The sequence below is a fragment of the Streptomyces sp. NBC_01478 genome, from assembly GCF_036227225.1.
Lineage (GTDB): Bacteria > Actinomycetota > Actinomycetes > Streptomycetales > Streptomycetaceae > Streptomyces.
The window spans coordinates 10227663-10243881 of sequence record NZ_CP109444.1 but is presented as its reverse complement, the minus strand read 5'-3'; the positions used below and the strand labels follow the sequence as shown (position 1 = coordinate 10243881).

Annotated in this window: 12 protein-coding genes; 7 read left to right on the top strand and 5 right to left on the bottom strand. The window is 70.6% G+C overall.

Annotation, left to right across the window (positions count from 1 at the left end):
- Nucleotides 1–12: 12 nt before the first annotated feature.
- The 3 genes from OG223_RS45650 to OG223_RS45640 are packed head-to-tail and all read right to left on the bottom strand — an operon-like array spanning nt 13 to nt 3220.
- Nucleotides 13–876 (bottom strand): carbohydrate ABC transporter permease, encoded by an 864-nt coding sequence (locus OG223_RS45650; RefSeq protein WP_329262547.1) that lies wholly within the window; start codon nt 874–876, stop codon nt 13–15.
- Nucleotides 873–1874: a carbohydrate ABC transporter permease gene (locus tag OG223_RS45645; RefSeq protein WP_329262544.1), complete on the bottom strand. Its 1002-nt coding sequence runs from the start codon at nt 1872–1874 to the stop codon at nt 873–875. Before OG223_RS45645 ends, OG223_RS45650 begins: the two co-directional genes overlap by 4 nt.
- Nucleotides 1871–3220 (bottom strand): extracellular solute-binding protein, encoded by a 1350-nt coding sequence (locus tag OG223_RS45640; RefSeq protein ID WP_329262542.1) that lies wholly within the window; start codon nt 3218–3220, stop codon nt 1871–1873. Before OG223_RS45640 ends, OG223_RS45645 begins: the two co-directional genes overlap by 4 nt.
- A 251-nt stretch (nt 3221–3471) precedes the next feature.
- Here OG223_RS45640 and galE point away from each other — a divergent pair, with 251 nt between their 5' ends.
- From galE to OG223_RS45620, 4 genes are all read left to right on the top strand, one after another.
- Nucleotides 3472–4527, top strand: a complete 1056-nt coding sequence (gene galE, locus OG223_RS45635) for a UDP-glucose 4-epimerase GalE (protein ID WP_329262540.1) — start codon at nt 3472–3474, stop codon at nt 4525–4527.
- A 149-nt stretch (nt 4528–4676) separates the two neighbouring features.
- Nucleotides 4677–7781, top strand: coding sequence for an EAL domain-containing protein (locus tag OG223_RS45630; RefSeq protein WP_329262538.1), 3105 nt, complete (start codon nt 4677–4679; stop codon nt 7779–7781).
- 15 nt (nt 7782–7796) lie between these two features.
- Complete coding sequence (locus OG223_RS45625; RefSeq protein WP_329262537.1) at nt 7797–9047, top strand: aminotransferase class I/II-fold pyridoxal phosphate-dependent enzyme; 1251 nt, start codon at nt 7797–7799, stop codon at nt 9045–9047.
- A gap of 7 nt (nt 9048–9054) precedes the next feature.
- Nucleotides 9055–9831 (top strand): class I SAM-dependent methyltransferase, encoded by a 777-nt coding sequence (locus tag OG223_RS45620; protein ID WP_329262535.1) that lies wholly within the window; start codon nt 9055–9057, stop codon nt 9829–9831.
- Here OG223_RS45620 and OG223_RS45615 read toward each other — a convergent pair.
- Nucleotides 9725–11557 carry a glycoside hydrolase family 15 protein gene (locus tag OG223_RS45615; RefSeq protein ID WP_329262533.1) on the bottom strand — a complete coding sequence of 611 codons (1833 nt, stop codon included), beginning with the start codon at nt 11555–11557 and terminating at the stop codon, nt 9725–9727. The two genes, OG223_RS45620 and OG223_RS45615, sit on opposite strands and share 107 nt — an antisense overlap.
- A gap of 179 nt (nt 11558–11736) precedes the next feature.
- The gene (locus OG223_RS45610; protein ID WP_329262532.1) at nt 11737–12540 is read right to left on the bottom strand and encodes a hypothetical protein; all 804 of its coding nucleotides are present in this window, start codon (nt 12538–12540) and stop codon (nt 11737–11739) included.
- 57 nt (nt 12541–12597) lie between these two features.
- Between OG223_RS45610 and OG223_RS45605 the strand changes: the two genes are divergently transcribed.
- The 3 genes from OG223_RS45605 to OG223_RS45595 are packed head-to-tail and all read left to right on the top strand — an operon-like array spanning nt 12598 to nt 16201.
- Nucleotides 12598–14061: a hypothetical protein gene (locus OG223_RS45605; protein ID WP_329262530.1), complete on the top strand. Its 1464-nt coding sequence runs from the start codon at nt 12598–12600 to the stop codon at nt 14059–14061.
- Between the two features lie 11 nt (nt 14062–14072).
- Entirely contained in the window at nt 14073–15068 is a 996-nt protein-coding gene (locus tag OG223_RS45600; protein WP_329262528.1) for a hypothetical protein, read from the top strand.
- Nucleotides 15065–16201, top strand: a complete 1137-nt coding sequence (locus OG223_RS45595; RefSeq protein WP_329262526.1) for a glycosyltransferase — start codon at nt 15065–15067, stop codon at nt 16199–16201. The genes OG223_RS45600 and OG223_RS45595 overlap by 4 nt, the downstream gene beginning before the upstream one ends.
- The last annotated feature ends 18 nt before the right edge of the window (nt 16202–16219 follow it).

The following is a 16219-nucleotide window of genomic DNA, read 5'->3' as shown; positions in this document are numbered from 1 at the left end:
TGAAAAGAAGGGCTACTTGAGGCCGCTCGTGGACATCCCGGCGACGAACCCGCGCTGGGCGACGAGGAAGATCAGGAGGATGGGCACGACGTACATCACGGAGGCCGCGGCCTGGAGGTTGGTGCTCGGGGTGCCGGCCGCCGAGACGTAGGTGGTCATCACCGCGACGGCGAGGGTGGAGTGGTCGGTGGAGAGCAGGAGTTGGGGCGCGATGTAGTCGCCCCAGGTCCAGGTGAAGGCGATGACGAAGCTCGCCGAGAGGACCGGCCAGGACTGCGGGAGGAAGATCCGCCAGAAGATCGCGCCGTAGCCGCAGCCGTCGACGATGGCCGCCTCCTCCAGTTCGCGCGGCAGGCCCGCGAAGAACTGGCGGAAGAGGAAGACGAGATACGGGGCGGAGGACAGGCCCCACAGCACCCACGGCCAGTAGGTGTCGACCATGCCGAACTTGGCGAAGATCAGGTAGGTCGGCAGCAGGGTGATCATCTGGGGCAGCATCATCGAGCCGATGAGGATGCCGAACAGCACCTTCTTGCCGGGCGCGGTCAGCCGGGCGAAACCGAAGCCGACCCAGGCGGAGCTGAGGGTGACGAGGGTCGCGTAAAGGGTCGCGATGATCAGGGAGTTGCGGGCGTAGCCGAGGAAGTCGATGGCCTTGTAGGCGTCGACGAAGTTGTGCCACTCGAAGTGGGTCGGCAGCCAGTGCACCGGCGCTGCCGCCAGCTCGGCCGGGGCCTTGAGGCCGGTGAGGATCAGCCAGCCGAACGGGCCCAGGAACAGGCCGGTGATGGCGACGAGTGCTGTGTAGAGGACGAGCCGGTTGACGCGTATCCGCACGCGGGCCGGGGACTTGGGGTGCACGCTGGTGGCGGTCACTTCTGCGCCTCCGGGTCGACGTTGTAGAACACCACGCCCGAGGTGAACCTGAAGATGAGTCCGGTCGCGACGAGGATCAGGAGGAAGAGCACCCACAGCAGCGCGGAGGCGTATCCGTACCGGCCGAGCGCGAAGTACTCCGCGAACACATGGATCATGTAGGTGTAGTTGGACTGCGGGATCGAGGTGAGGCCGCCGGTGCCCGCGGTGGGGGCGAGCAGCATCGGCATGATGGTCTGCACCGAGGCGATCACCCCGGTCACGGTCTGGAAGAGCAGGACCGGCGACAGCAGCGGGACGGTGATGCTGCGGAAGGTGCGCCAGGTGCTCGCCCCGTCGATGCGGGCCGCCTCGTGGAGTTCGCGGGGGACGTCCTGGAGCCCCGCCAGCGAGATGATCATGATGTTGCCGGCGGCCCAGAGCACCGTCATGACGAGGACGTAGCGGGCGTAGGGGTCGGCCAGCCAGCCGATCGCGTCGAAGCCGAAGAAGGTCAAAGCGCCGTTGGCGGCACCGGAGTTCTGGTCGAAGAGGTTCTTGAAGGCGATGCCCGCGCCGACCGGCGGTACCACGGCGGGCAGATAGAGCAGGGTGCGGAAGAGCCCGCGTCCCTTGAGCGGGCGGTTGACGAGGACGGCGAGTGCGAGTCCGGCGATGATCGACAGCGGCACGGAGAGCAGCGCGAACAGACCGGCCCGGCCCAGGGCGTCCCAGGTGACCGAATCGCCCATCAGCTCGCGGTAGTTGCCGAGGCCGACGTAGTGCCAGTGCGGCGAGATGCCGTCGTACGTGGTGAAGCTCAGCCACAGTGCGTACGCCATGGGCGCGATGGTCAGCAGCGAGAAGCCGACGATCCATGGTGAGGCGAACATGTAGAACGCGCGGTGCTTGCGCGTCGTCATGGACGGCCCGGTGCGCGTGGCGGACCGGGCGCGGCCGGCCCGCGCGGTCGGGCGCGGCCGTCCGACGGCCGGCGAGGATGCCTGATCGACCGTCATCCCACCTGCTCCTTCCCGCGGTTGAGCTGCTTGTTGATGACCGAGTTGAGGCGTCCGGCGAGGCGGTCGACGGACATCTCGCCCTGCATCGCGGGCGTGGCGGTCTGGTTGAAGAGGGCCTCGAAGCCGTCGCCCGAGATGTACGGGGAGACGGCGACCACCGAGAAGTGCCGCAGCTCGTTCTCCTGTGCGCTCAAGGTCCGTTTCTGGAAGTCCTCCTGACGGGGCATCAGAGGACGCAGGGACTTCAGGGTGGGGATGCCCCAGCCGCTGGAGGCGCGGGCCTTGGCCGGTGCCTCGCCGAAGAACCACTCGAAGATCCGCCAGGCGGCGTCCTTGTGCTTCGACTTGCGGGGCATCCACATGCCGGTGCCGCCCTGGCAGGCGCTGATCCGGGGGCCGCCCGCGAAGACGGGAGCGGGGGCGAGCCGGGAGACCGCGGCGAGTTTCTTGTCGGTGCCGATCATGCCGCCCATCCAGTACCCGTTGTTCGACATGGCGAGCCGGCCTGCCTGGTAGGTGGGGCCGTCCCAGCCGTTGGGGTCGGGCAGGACGGGGCTGGGTCCGACCTTGAGCCGGCAGTAGTCCAGGTACCAGGCCAGTGCCTTGCGGGCCTCGGGTGTGGTGAAGTCGACCCGGGAGAAGTCGTCGGCGAAGAGGCTGCCGCCCGCGGAGGCGGTCATGGTCGCCATGAGCGTGAGTTTGACCAGGCCGTTGTAGCTGCCGCCGAAGACGGTCGTCTGGCCCTTCGAACGCTGTGCGAGATGCTGGGCGTCGGCGAGCCACTCGTCGAACGTGACGGGTTCGGTCTCCGACGGGTAGGCGACGCCCTTCTTGTCGAAGGCGGCGGTGTTGAACCAGAACATGGAGTCCTGGGAGAAGTCCTTGGCCATGCCGTAGCGGGGGCCCTTGCCCTGGACCTTTCCGTCGTAGCGCCACAGGTTGTTGACCGGGTCCAGGTCGTCGGGACGCAGCACGCTGCTGGTGGCGAAGTAGGAGTCCAGTTCCTGCATCACGTCCCGTGCGGCGTAGAACGCGGCGTCCACGGCGCCGACCCCGCGCACCAGGTCCGGCGGGTTGCCGCTGGTGAGCATCGCGATCAGCTTGGTGATGTCGTAGTCCACCCGTTTGATGGCGATGCCGGTGTCCTTCTTGGCCTGCTTGACCAGGTCGGGGCCGAGGTCGTCGGCCTTCGCCATGACCGTGATGGTCTCGCCCGCTCCGCTCACTCCGGTCGACACCTGGAGGGCGCAGCCGTTCAGGGCCGCCGCGCCGGTCGCGGCACCGGTTGCCGAGAGGGCGAGAAATCGTCGGCGGCTCAGGGGAGCACCAGCACGTGGGTGCATGACCGCACCACCTCCAATAGAAACCGGTTGTCACGCGTTGGGGCAGAGCTTCTTCCGGCTTGGAAACGGCGTCAAGACCTTGGGCGAACTTTCGAAAAGACTGGGCAAGCTCACGGACACGGCAACGTAACGCGTCTCGCCAGAAACCGGTTGCCACAGGGCTGCCGCCGCTTGACTCCCGTCGCGAAAGGGTTCAAAGTTTCCTGTATACGTCGTAAACGTACGATGTCTGGCAGTGAGGAGCCGGACTGATGAGCCCGCCGTCGACCATCCTCGTCACTGGCGGAGCCGGTTTCATCGGGAGTCATGCCTGTGTCGAACTGCTCGACCACGGCTATGAGTTGATCGTGGTCGACGACTACTCCACCAGCACGCCGCAGGCCTTCGCCCGGGTCGAACGGATCGCCGGCCGCTTCGCCGGTGCCGTCTACGAACTGGACGTCCGTGACCGGCCCGCCCTCTCGGCCGTCTTCGACCGCCATCCCGTCGACGCCGTCCTGCACTTCGCCGCACACAAGGCCGCGGGTCCCTCGACCCGAAGGCCCGTCGAGTACTACGACATCAACGTCGGCGGCACGACCGCCCTGTTGCGGACCATGCACGAGCACGGGGTGCACCAGCTCGTGTTCTCCTCCACCGCCGCGCTCTACGGCGACGCAGGACACGGCCCGCTCGACGAAGCCACCCCGGCCCGGCCCGTCAACCCGTACGCGGCCTCCAAGTGGATCTGCGAGCACATACTCGCCGACGTCTGCCGCAGGTGCCCCGAATACACCGTGCTGTGCCTGCGCTGCTTCAACCCGGCCGGCGCCCACCCCAGCGGGCTGCTCGGCGAGGACCCCCGCGGCACACCCGGCAACCTGCTGCCGTACGTGGCACAGGTCGCCGTCGGCCGACGGGAACGGCTCCCCGTGTTCGGCGCCGACTACGCCACGCGGGACGGCACCGGGATCCGCGACTACCTGCACATCATGGACACCGTCGAGGCCCACCGCATCGCGCTCGACCACCTGGCCGACGAGCCGGGCCTGCATGTGTACAACTTGGGCGCCGGCCGGGGCAGTTCGGTCCTCGATGTCGTCGCCGCGTTCTCCGCGGCATGCGGCCGTCCCGTTCCGTACGAGGTCGTGCCGCGCCGCCCGGGCGACGTGCCCGAGCTCGTGGCCGACGCGAGCGCGGTGGCGCGCGCCTGGGGCTGGCGGCCCACCCGGGACCTGGCCGACATCTGCCGCGACGCCTGGCGCTTCCAGCGGCTCAACCCGCACGGCTACACCGACTCCGCGCGCCGGCCGAACACGAAGCGATGAGGCGGGGCGAACACGGGACGGTGGGGCAGACGGGCCCTCGGTGACGAGATGCAGCCCGGCGCCCGGCGTGCCTACGCTTTGTACCCGTACCTCATCATTGACGAGTCGTTCGCGGCCCGGTGACCTCCGAATCGGGGAGGCGCTCGCCCTTGCATCTGGCGCACCGGTTGATGGCCGTATACATCACGCTGATCGTGGTCGTCACCGGCCTGTACATGTCCATCCCGGAGACGCGCACACCACTCTGGGCCGTGATCGGGCTGAGTGGCGTCGCCGCCGTACTCACCGGCGTGCACATCCACCGGCCGGCGCAGCGCTGGCCCTGGTGGGCGCTGGCCGGCGGACTGCTGACCTTCATCGCGGGCGACACCTCCTACAACGTGCTGGAGGAGTACTTTCACGCGTCCAATCCGTTCCCCTCCCCCGCGGACGCGTGCTATCTCGCCACCTATCCGCTCTTCGCGGCGGGCCTCTTCGGCTTGGTCCGGTACCGCTGGGCGGACCGTGACCTGCCCAGCCTGCTGGACGCGCTGATCATCACCGCCGGCCTGGCCCTGCCGGTCTGGGTGTATCTGGTGCAGCCACTGACCCAGGTGGAGGGCCTGACCTGGCAGCAGCGGGCCATCAGCATCGCCTATCCGCTCGGCGACGTCCTGGTGCTGGCCATGCTGGCCAGGCTGCTCACCCCCAGCCCGGTCTCCGGCCGCAACCGCGCCGTGCAGCTGCTGGTCCTGGGCACCCTCACCCTGCTCGGCTTCGACATCGCGTACGGGATCCTGCAGCTGAACGACATGTGGCAGGCCGGCACGCTCGTGGACTCCGGCTGGATCGTCTTCTACACGGCCTGGGGACTGGCCGCGCTGCATCCCTCCATGGCGGAGCTGACCGCGCCGGAGTCCCCACCGGAATCCGCGCTTCCGCCCCAGCGGTGGCGGCTGCTGCTGCTCACCGGAGCCACCCTGATCGCGCCCACGATCCTGCTCTACGAAGGGCATGCGGGCAACGTGCGGGACGCGACCGTGCTCGCCGTCTTCTCATGTCTCCTGTTCCTGCTGGTGATCCTGCGGCTCGCGGGCATGGTCGTGGCCCATCGCAAGGCGGTGACCCGTGAGCTGGCGCTGCGTGCGGCGACCGCCTCCCTGGTGGCGGCGGCACGGCCGCAGGAGATAGAGCAGACCTGCGCCTCGGCGGTGAGCGCACTGTTCGGACCGGGGATCGAGCACAGCAGCACGGTGCTGTCGGCAGAACACGCCCAGGATCTCTACGCGCTGCTCGACCGGTCCTTGGGCCGGGACGGCGCCGGCCGGACCGCTCTCGCCCTGCACCGCACGCTCATGGTTCCCACCGCCGCGCTCGGGCCGGAGACGGCCGGCGGACTCGACGGCCTGCCGACCGCCCTGGTGTGCCCCATGGTCCAGCCCGGCCGGCCGGCCGGGGGCGAGCTGCCGGGCGTGCTGCTCGCGGCGGGGCCCGAACGCCGGCTCGGCGAGATGCGCGGCACGCTGGAGATCCTGGCCTCGCACGCGGGCCTGGCGACGGAACGCATCGCGCTGCGGCAGGAGATCAGCCGCAAGGAGAGCGAGGCGTACTTCCGCACCCTGGTGCGCAACGCTTCGGACGTCATCCTCATCGTCGACGACGACTGGACCGTCCGGTACGCCAGCCCGTCCGCAGAGGCCGTGTTCGGCAGCGCCCGGCTCAGCGGTACCGCGCTGCGGGACCTGCTGGATCCACGGGACCGCGAGCGGGCGGACCGGACGCTCGAGGACCTGTGCGGGGACCGGCGGGAGGAGGCCCACGACCACTGGTGGGTGCTGCGGGACAGCGCTCGTATCGAGGTGGAGGTGTCCTGCCGTGACCTGCGGCAGGACAAGACCGTGGGCGGGCTGGTGGTGACCCTTCGGGACGTGACCGAACAGCGGCAGCTGGAGCACGAGCTGACCCAGCGGGCCTTCCACGACTCGCTGACCGGACTGCCCAACCGGACGCTGCTCCTGGAGCGCACCGAGCGCGCACTGCTGCGCGGTCGCCGGGAGCCGGCACTCACCTGCCTGCTCTTCGTCGACCTGGACGACTTCAAGATCGTCAACGACACGCTGGGCCACTCGGTCGGCGACCGGCTCCTCGCCGCGGTCGGCGCGCGTCTGTCGGAGACGCTGCGCCGCACGGACACCGCTGCGCGACTCGGCGGTGACGAGTTCGCGGTGCTGATGGAGGACGCCAGGCAGCCCCTGGACGCCGAGTTGCTGGCCGCCCAGGTGATCCAGACCCTCAACCGGCCCTTCCATCTGGCCGACGACTCGGTGAGCGTCTCGGCCAGCGTGGGTGTGGCCACGGCGATGGACAGCACGGACGCCGAGGACCTGCTGGCCCATGCCGATCTGGCACTGTACGCGGCCAAGGCCGCCGGAAAGCGCCAGTGGCGCAGCTTCCGGCCCGAGCTGCGCGAGCGGATGGCGGAGCGGCACGATCTGCGGGCGCGGCTGGACACCGCGATCGCCAGGGAGGAGTTCGCGCTGCGCTACCAGCCTGTTGTGGACATCACCGCGGACGAGGTCGTCGGCTTCGAGGCGCTGGCCCGGTGGCCGCACGCCCGGCGGGGTCTGGTGCCCCCGCAGCAGTTCATCCCGCTCGCCGAGGAGACCGGGCACATCACGCCGCTGGGCGCCTGGGTGCTGCGGAACGCCACGTCCGACATGGCGCGGCTGCAGCACGGCAGCCAGTGCGCGACACCGCCGTACATCAGTGTCAACGTGTCCGCGCGGCAGTGGCGGGACACGGGGTTCCTGGACGAGGTGTGCCGGGCCCTCGACACCCCTGGACTGGTCCCGGGATCGCTGCAACTGGAACTCACCGAGTCGGTGCTGATGCAGCGGGACGACCAGATCGACGCGCTCACCCGGGAGTTGAAGGATCTGGGCGTACGGATCGCCGTCGACGACTTCGGGACCGGGTACTCCTCGCTACGCTATCTCCGGGAGTTCCCCATCGACGTACTCAAGATCGACAAGACGTTCATCGACGACATCCCGCAGGATCCCCGGCAGGTGGCGCTCGTCGAGGGAATCGTCCGCCTCGCCGACACGCTCGGACTCCAGGTGATCGCCGAGGGCATCGAAGAGCCGGCGCAGCGCGAGCTCCTGGCCGGTATCGGCTGCCGGTTCGGGCAGGGGTATCTGTTCGCGCGGCCGATGACGGTGGAGCAGGGCGAGCAGGTCCTTCGGCGGCACAACCAGCGGCACCACGGCCGCTGAGAAGGAGCAACCGCCATGCGAGAAACCGCCGCCGGACTCCGGGAAGTCCGCCGTGATCCACGCTGGGCCGAGCTCGCACAGCTGCGCCGGACCAGCCCCATGTGCGACGCGGTCCTGGACGAGGTGCGCGGCCGGCACATCCGCAGCGGGGACCACTGGCTGATCGACTTCGCCTCCTGCAACTACCTGGGCTTCGACTGGGACCCCGAGATCATGGACGCGATCGGACCGGCCGTACGGCAGTGGGGCACGCACCCCAGCTGGTCGCGGCTGCTGGGCAGTCCGCATCTGTATCCCGCGATCGAGGAGCGGCTCACGGCGCTGCTCGGCGCGCCGGACACGCTGCTGCTGCCGACCGCCACCCTGATCCACGCCTCGGTGATCCCCGTCCTCGCCGACCAGGGGCACGTCTTCGTCGACGCCAGGGCGCACCGCACGGTGTACGACGGCTGTGTGTCGGCGCGCGGCCAGGGCGCGACCCTGCGGCGGTTCCGCGCCGACCGGCCCGACGAACTCGACGCCCTGCTTCGGGCCGTACCGTCCTGCGCGCCCCGGCTCGTGTGTCTGGACGGCGTCGACAGCATGACCGGCGGCATCCCCGATCTTCCCGTGCTGGCCGGCCTCTGCCGGGAGCGGGGCGCGACGCTGTACATCGACGACACACACGGCTTCGGCGTCATCGGGGAGCGGACGGCGGACGAACTGTGCCCGTACGGGTCCCGGGGCAACGGTGTGGTGCGGCACACGGGCGAGTCGTACGACGGGATCGTGCTCGTCGGCGGCTTCTCCAAGGCGTACTCGTCCCTGTTGGCCTTCCTCGCGCTGCCCTCCCGGCTGAAAGACCACCTCAAGGTCGCGGCGGCGCCCTACCTGTACTCGGGCCCCTCGCCGACGGCCTCCCTGGCGACGGCGCTCGCCGGTCTGGAGGTCAACGACCGGCGGGGGGACGCGATCCGGGCCGAGCTGCACCGCAAGTCGGTGCGGGTGCTGGACCACGTCGACGCCCTGGGTCTGGACGCGCCCACCGGCCATCGGCTGCCGATCGTGGAGATCCCGCTCGTCGACGCGTCCGAACTGGAGGCGGTCGCCGGATTCCTGTGGGACCGGGGCATCTACGTGACCCTCGCCGCCTACCCGCTGGTGCCGCGCGACCGGGTCGGCTTCCGTGTGCAGATCACGACGCTCAACTCCGACGAGGACATCGACCGGCTCAACGACGCCCTGACCGGGCTCTCACGGCGCTACACCCTGCGGCGCAGGAGCTGAGCCCGGGATGACCCGACCCTGGGAGCCCTCTCCCCCGCCGATCCGCAACGACGACGTGGACTGGGGCAGTTGGCCCGTCGAGGACTATCTCGCCGAGAACTACCGCGAGTTGCATCCCTGCGACGCGGCGGTGATCGCCCACCACTGTGCGTTCTACCGCCCCATCCCGCCCGGGAGCATCACACGGTCCCTGGAGTTCGGCGCAGGACCCAACCTGTACCCGCTGATGCTGGCCGCCTCGGCGAGCCGCCGTATCGACGCCGTGGAGGCGGGCGCGGCGAACGTGGCCTATCTGTTGCGGCAGCTCCACAACGGCCCCGACGCCGGCTGGCTGCCCTTCTACGAGCTGGGCCGGCGGCTCGACCCGAACCTTCCGGCGGACTTGTCGACGGCGCTGTCGCGCGTGCGGGTCGTGCACGCGGACGTCCGGGCCGTCGAGCCGGGCGGCTACGAGCTGGCGTCGATGCACTTCGTGGCGGAAGGCGCGAGCGAGGACTTCGCGGAGTTCACGGAGTTCTGCGGCCGTTTCGCGCGGTCCGTCGTGCCCGGCGGGCGGCTGGTGGCGGCGTTCATGGAGAACATGCCGACGTACCGCATCGGCCGCGACTCGTGGTGGCCGGGCTGTCCCGTGGACCCGGACACGGTCCGGGAGGTGTTCGCGCCGCTGACCGAGGAGCTCACGGTGACCCGGATCGACTCCGATCCGACGCTTCCGGACTACGGGGACTCGGGGATGATCCTGCTGACAGGGCGAACGCCGTCTCCACCAGGGCGATGTGGCTGAACGCCTGGGGGGTGTTCCCCAGTTGGCGGCCGGCGTCCGGGTCCCACTGCTCGGAGAGCAGGCCGACGTCGTTGCGGATCGCGAGGACACGTTCGAAGGCCTCCCGTGCCTGCCGCGGGTGCCCGGTGGCGGCGAGGGCGTCGGCGTACCAGAGGGAGCAGGCGACGAACGCTCCCTCGCGCCCGCGCATACCGTCCGTGCCCTGCGCGTACCGCCGCACGAACCCGCCGCGGGTGAGTCCGCGCATCGCCCGGACGGTGCCGAGCACCCGCTCGTCACGGGCCGGGAGGAAACCCAGCCGTGGAATCAGCAGGGCCGATGCGTCGAGGGCCGACGAGCCGTACGACTGCACGAAGGAACCCTGCGCCACGTCCCAGCCCTTCCGGCACACCTGCCGGTGCACCTCGTCCCGCATGGCCCGCCACTGGCCCGAGGTGCCGTTCCGGCCGAGCAGCTCCCCCATCCGCAGCGCACGGTCGGCGGCCACCCACGCCATCACCTTGGAGTGCACGAACTGCCTGCCCGGGCCCCGGACCTGCCACAGTCCCTGGTCGGGTTCGCGCCAGTGCGCGAGCAGGTGGCCCATGAGTGCCTCGACCAGGTCCCACACATGGGCCGGCAGCGGGATCCCGGCCCGCAGCGAGAGGTGCAGGGTGTCCAGCACCTCGCCGTACACGTCGAGTTGGAACTGGCTCACCGCGGCGTTCCCGAACCGTACCGGCCGCGAGCCCTCGTAGCCCGGCAGCCAGGGTGCCTCGGTCTCCGGCAGGAGACGCTGCCCTCCGACGCCGTACACGGTCTGCAGATCGGCGGGATCGCCCGCGACGGCCCGCACCAGCCAGTCCAGCCAGGCGGTCGCCTCGTCGCGGTAGCCGCTGCGCAGCAGACAGGACAGGGTCAGGGTGGAGTCGCGCAGCCAGCAGTACCGGTGGTCCCAGTTGCGCTCTCCGCCGATGCAGCCGGGCAGCGAGGTGGTGGGCGCCGCGACGATACCGCCGGTGGGCGCGTAGGTCAGTGCCTTCAGCGTGATCAGGGACCGCACGACGGCGTCCCGCCACGGTCCCTCGTAGCGGCACTGGGCGCTCCAACGCCACCAGAAGTCGCCGGTCTCCTTCAGGATCGTCTCGGCGGGCACACACAACGGCGCGGGCAGCGCGGGCAGATGGGACGGCGCCCACACCAGGGTCAGCGCCAGCCGTCGTCCGGCCGGGACGGTGAAGTCGAGGACCGTGGAGGCGGAACAGCCGACGGTGCGCCGCACCCGTACCGGACCGTCGGCGTGCAGCCATACGGCGTCCGGCCCGGCGACCGCGACGGTGCAGTCGTCGGTCACCCTGATCCAGGGGAGGACCCTGCCGTGGTGGAAGCGCAGCCGCAGTTCGCTGCGCAGGTGCACGGCCCCTTCCAGCCCTTCCACCAGCCGTACGATGCAGGGGTGTTGGGCGCGGGGCGGCATGAAGTCCGTGACCCGTACCGCCCCGGTCGCGGTCGCCCACTCCGATTCCAGGACCAGTGTGTCCGGCTGGTACGACCGGCGCGCACAGGTGCCGCGGGCGACGGGCGCGACCCGCCAGAATCCGTTGTCCGCCGTGCCGAGCAGCGCGGCCAGGCAGGGCGGCGAGTCGAAGCGGGGCAGACACAGCCAGTCTACGGACCCGTTCCTGCCCACCATCGCGGCGGTTTCCAGGTCGCTGATGAGGGCGTAGTCCTCAATGGGAGCGCTCATGACCGGATCTTGATTCACCTGAATCACCGTATATTTACGATGTATACATACATCATCACCTTCCGGATGATCCCGGTCAACCCATCCGGACGCCTCGCGTGACCGCACCCCTCTTGACGGCGCCGCCAAAGCGGTCAAAAGTGTATGTATACGCCGTAAGCGTATGAAATATCCGCAAGTCAGGGAAGCGGGAACAGCTCGTGCGGTGCGTCGTTGAGCCTCTTCAGCACGCGGAGCAGCTCCGGGTGGTCGGCCAGCCTGCTGCCCTTGTACTCCCAGGAGAACGTCAGCTGCCCCAGCCAGTCGGAGCGCTGCCACTGCGCGATCATGCCGGTCAGCTCGGCAGCTGTGGGCCAGCGCCACTGCTCGAAGGAGAACACCTGGAGCATGCCCATGTAGCGCGTGACGCCCGCCTCGCGCAGCCGCGCCAGCGCCTGCGGGATCCGCGACCAGTCACAGGGCTTGGCAGCCAGACAGGGATAGACGTTGACGCTCATCACATCCGTCGCGCCGCGGAAGGCCGCGAACTGGTCGGGATCGTCCACGTTCACCACCGTGAAGTGGTCGGTGTCCGGATCGAGGGAGCGTACGAGCGCCGACCGCTTGCGCACCTCGGCCGCGGCCCGGGGGCAGTTGAGGTCGGTGTTGGGCTCGTCCGCCACGAAATATCCGGCAACTCGGGGCGAGCGGGCCAGCCCATACCGCGCGAACCGCATCCTGACCTCCGCATCGCTCCAGGTCCAGGCGCAGCGCACCTTGTCGTACCCGCCGAGCCACACCAGAGCGCGCTGACGCGTGGTGACCTCCGAGACGCGATCCGGCGTGACGTCGATCAGCGAGTAGCCGTAGCGCACGGTGGCCGGATCCGTGGTGTTGAGCGCTACGGAGAGGAACGGCGGTGCAGGCTCGGGGACCTCCCGACCGCAGGAGAGCGCCGCCGACAGCAGCAGCCCGACCACGAGGATCCCGGAACCTCTACGCACTCCACCATCCTGACAATTCAGACAAAAGATGTTTTGTGATCTTACTGAGGATGTGCGATGGAATTCAACGAAGCTCTGCGCCGCACCGTCGGTGGACACTGGCGGCTGATCGTGCTGTTCGTCCTCCTGCCGATGCTCGTCGTGGGTGCTTTCGGACTCTCCACCGGACGCGCCTACGTCTCCAAGGCCCGCGTCCAGGCATCCGCCACACTGCCCACGACGGAGGTCCAGGCCAACGCCATGCTGAGCCGTGTGAAGGCCGTCGCCACCAGTGGCTCGGTCGTCGACGCGGCCTTGAAGCAGGCGAAGCTCACCGACCGCACCGCGGCCCAGGTGGCCCACGAGACCACGGTGTCCCGGCTGGGCGGTTCCGCGGTGTTCACCGTCAAGGTCACCGACCGCAATCCCAGAACGGCGGAGAAACTGGCCGGCGCACTGTCGGAGCAGCTCGTGGGCTTCTTCAACGGCTCCGGAAACCTGTTGGTCACCCAGCTGACGGACCGTGAACACGCGCTCCAGGCGGAGCGGGTGCGCGTCGCCGGAGAACTGCCGAACGTGAAGAGCGCGGCAGAGTCCGGACGGCTCACTGCCGAACTCGGATCCCTGGACCAGCAGATCCTCGACATCCAGGGCTCGCTGCGCGCGGCGCAGGCCGCAGGCCTGGGCGACAGCACGGCCTCGCTGCTGTCGCCGGCCGGAAACGCGGTGCCGGCGGCCCCGCTGTCCCGCACCGATCTGGCACTGGCCGGTGTGGGCGGGCTGGTGGCCGGGCTGCTGGCGGCCATGGTGCTGGAGACTCTCCGGCCGCACGTGGCCGGCCAGGCCGCCTTCGGCCGCGAGCTCGACGCACCGGTGCTGGGCCGGCTTCCCGTGGCCGACGGCCGCACCCGCGACGGCGGTCCCGGCACGCGTCCCACGGTCGACGACGAGACCGCCGTCGCGCTGCGCCGGGCCGTCACCCGCGTCGGAGCGGGCACGGTGGTACTGACCGGAGCGGTCGCCGACGAGCGCCTGGCCGAACTCGGGGAGGAACTCGAGGCACGGCTCGCCGTGGTCGGCGCCCCCGGCCCGTTCGCGGGCACGGGGCTCCGCTCCGGCCGCCCCGGCGTTCCGCACACCGCGGGACCGCCGCCGGACGGCGCCGACCGGCACGAGCGCCCGGGGCGCATCCGGACGCTGACCCCGGCACGCGCGGCCACCGCCGTCCGGGAAGACACGGAAGTCCGGGAGGACACTGCCCCGACGGACCACCGCCATGTCACCCGGATCGCCGCGGCCCGGCCCGCCGTCCCCTCCGTCCGGGTCCGCGCGCTGCACCAGGTGAACGACGTCTCCGACGGCGCACGGCACGTCCTGGTCGCGGTGGAACCCGATCTGCCGCCGTACGCCGAGCTGCGCAGGGTGCGCAACCTGGTGGCCACGACCGGCTGGCCGGTGATCGGTGTGCTGGGCGATCCCGCCCGCCGCCGTCGGCCGCGCTTCGAAACGCGCCCCCGTCGCTCCGCCGAAACCGCTCGATAGGAGCGTGTCCGATGCACGCCGAACTGATCCAGGCGGGGGAACGGCTCCTGGTCGACTGCCGCTGGGCCCCCCTCTCCCGGTTGCTGGCCGAAGGCGGCGCCCGGGCCTGGCAGCCAGCCGCCGGATCCGCCGCCGACGTGCACGTCGAAGTGCAGTCGCGACACACACCCTTCGACGTCCGCGGGTGGGCGCCGCTCACCCGCGGCGGCTACGCCCGGGGCGGGGCGGTGGTGCTGTGCAACGCCTGCGGCAGCGGGTTCGACCTGCGGCTGACGGTCGCTGCCGGGCAGCTCACGGTGGAGGCCCGGTGGCGCCCGCCGGTACGGGAGCACCTGGCCTCCCGGCTGCTGCGCTCCCGTTTCCATCTGCTGGTCCGGGCGACACTGTTGCAATATCCGGCGCTGTGGTGGGCGGGGTGCCGGGGCCGGGTGCCGATGCACGCCTCCGCGGTGACCATCGGCCCGTCCGTACCCCTGCTGGCCGGGCCGGGCGGGACGGGTCGGTCGTCGCTGCTGCTGGGCGCCGTAGCGGCCGGAGAACACGCCTGCTCCGACAACCTGTGCGTCACCGACGGACGGGACGTCCACGGTCTGGTCGAACCGATGCGGGTCGAGGACGGCGGCGGCAGACGCATGGCCCACGGGCGCACCGAGTGCCCGTTGCCGGGGCGGCTGGACACCTTGCGTCCCAACCGGCTCGTGCTGCTGCGCAGAGAGGCCTCGGGCCGTCCTGAGGTGCATCCCCTCGACCCCGCGCGGGCGGCGCGGGCCCTGGCCGCCGGCACGTACACGGCCGGGGAACTGCGCCGCTACTGGCCCTTCGCGGCCGCCCTCGCACTGGGCACCGGCAGGGGGCCTGCCCACCCGCCGATCAGCGCGGCGGCGCTGGAGATCGCCCGGCGGCTGCCCGCACACGAGATCGTGCTCGGCGACCGGCCGGAGGAAGGGCTCGCCGCGCTGTACCGCCTCGCCACCGAGGCTTCCGAGCGAGCGGAGGCAATGCCATGACCAGACTGCACGTGGGCACCGTGGTCACCCGGTTCGAGGCCGGAGCCGGAATCGTCGCGCTGCGCGGGGCACAGGCCCTGGACCCGGCCGCGTACCGCACGACGCTCATCACCGGCCGTGGCGACCGGCTGCTCGACCTCGCCGCCGAGTCCGGCTTCGAGGTGATCCTCGAGCCCGCGCTGCGCTCGCCGATCACGCCCGGCGACGACCTGCGGGCGCTGCGGCGGCTGACCGCCCTCTGCGCGCAGTGCGGATTCGACGTCGTGCACACCCACAGCGCCAAGGCCGGCGCGCTGGGGCGGCTGGCGGCGCACCGGACCGGGGTGCCCCGTATCGTCCACACGTTCCACGGGCTGCCCTACCACGAGTTCCAGTCCGCCGTGCGGCGCGGAGCGTACATCCGGATCGAGCGGCGGGTCGGGCGCTTCACCGACGTGGCGCTGTGTGTGGGCACGGCCGTGGCGGTCGAGGTGGTGCGCCGTGGTCTGGTGGCCCCGGAGCGCGTCCGCACCATCGGCGTTCCGGTGGACCACGACACGCCGACCAGGACGCCGGCCACCCGGGCGCGGGCCCGCGAGGCGCTCGGCCTCACCGGCGCGGGCCCGGTGGTGGGGGCCGTCGGACGGCTCGCCTATCAGAAGTCGCCCGAAACCTTCGTCCACGCGCTGGCCGCACTGCACCGGCCCGGCCTCACCGGTGTGTGGGTGGGCAGTGGCGAACTGGCCGGGCGGGTACAGGAGTTGGCCGTACGCGAGCGCGCGCGGGTGGTGTTCGTCGGAGAGCGCTCCGACGTCCCGGACCTGCTGCCGGCCTTCGACGTGTTCGCCCTTCCGAGCCGTTACGAGGGGCTACCGGTCGCCGTCGTCGAGGCGATGGTGAGCGGGATTCCCGTCGTGGCCACGGCCGTGAACTCGGTGCCGGACGTCGTGGTGCCGGGCCGTACGGGGCTGCTCGTACCGCCGGAGCGGCCCGATCTGCTCGCCCTGGCGATCGGGCATCTGCTGGATCACCCGCGGGAAGCCGCCCGGATGGCCGCGGAGGCCTACATGCGGATCGGCGACGGCTTCAACAGCAAGGCGCTGGGCGAAGAGTTGACCGCCGCCTACGCCCCATCGCGGTCGTCACGTCTCTGAACTGCCCTGAACCCGAGG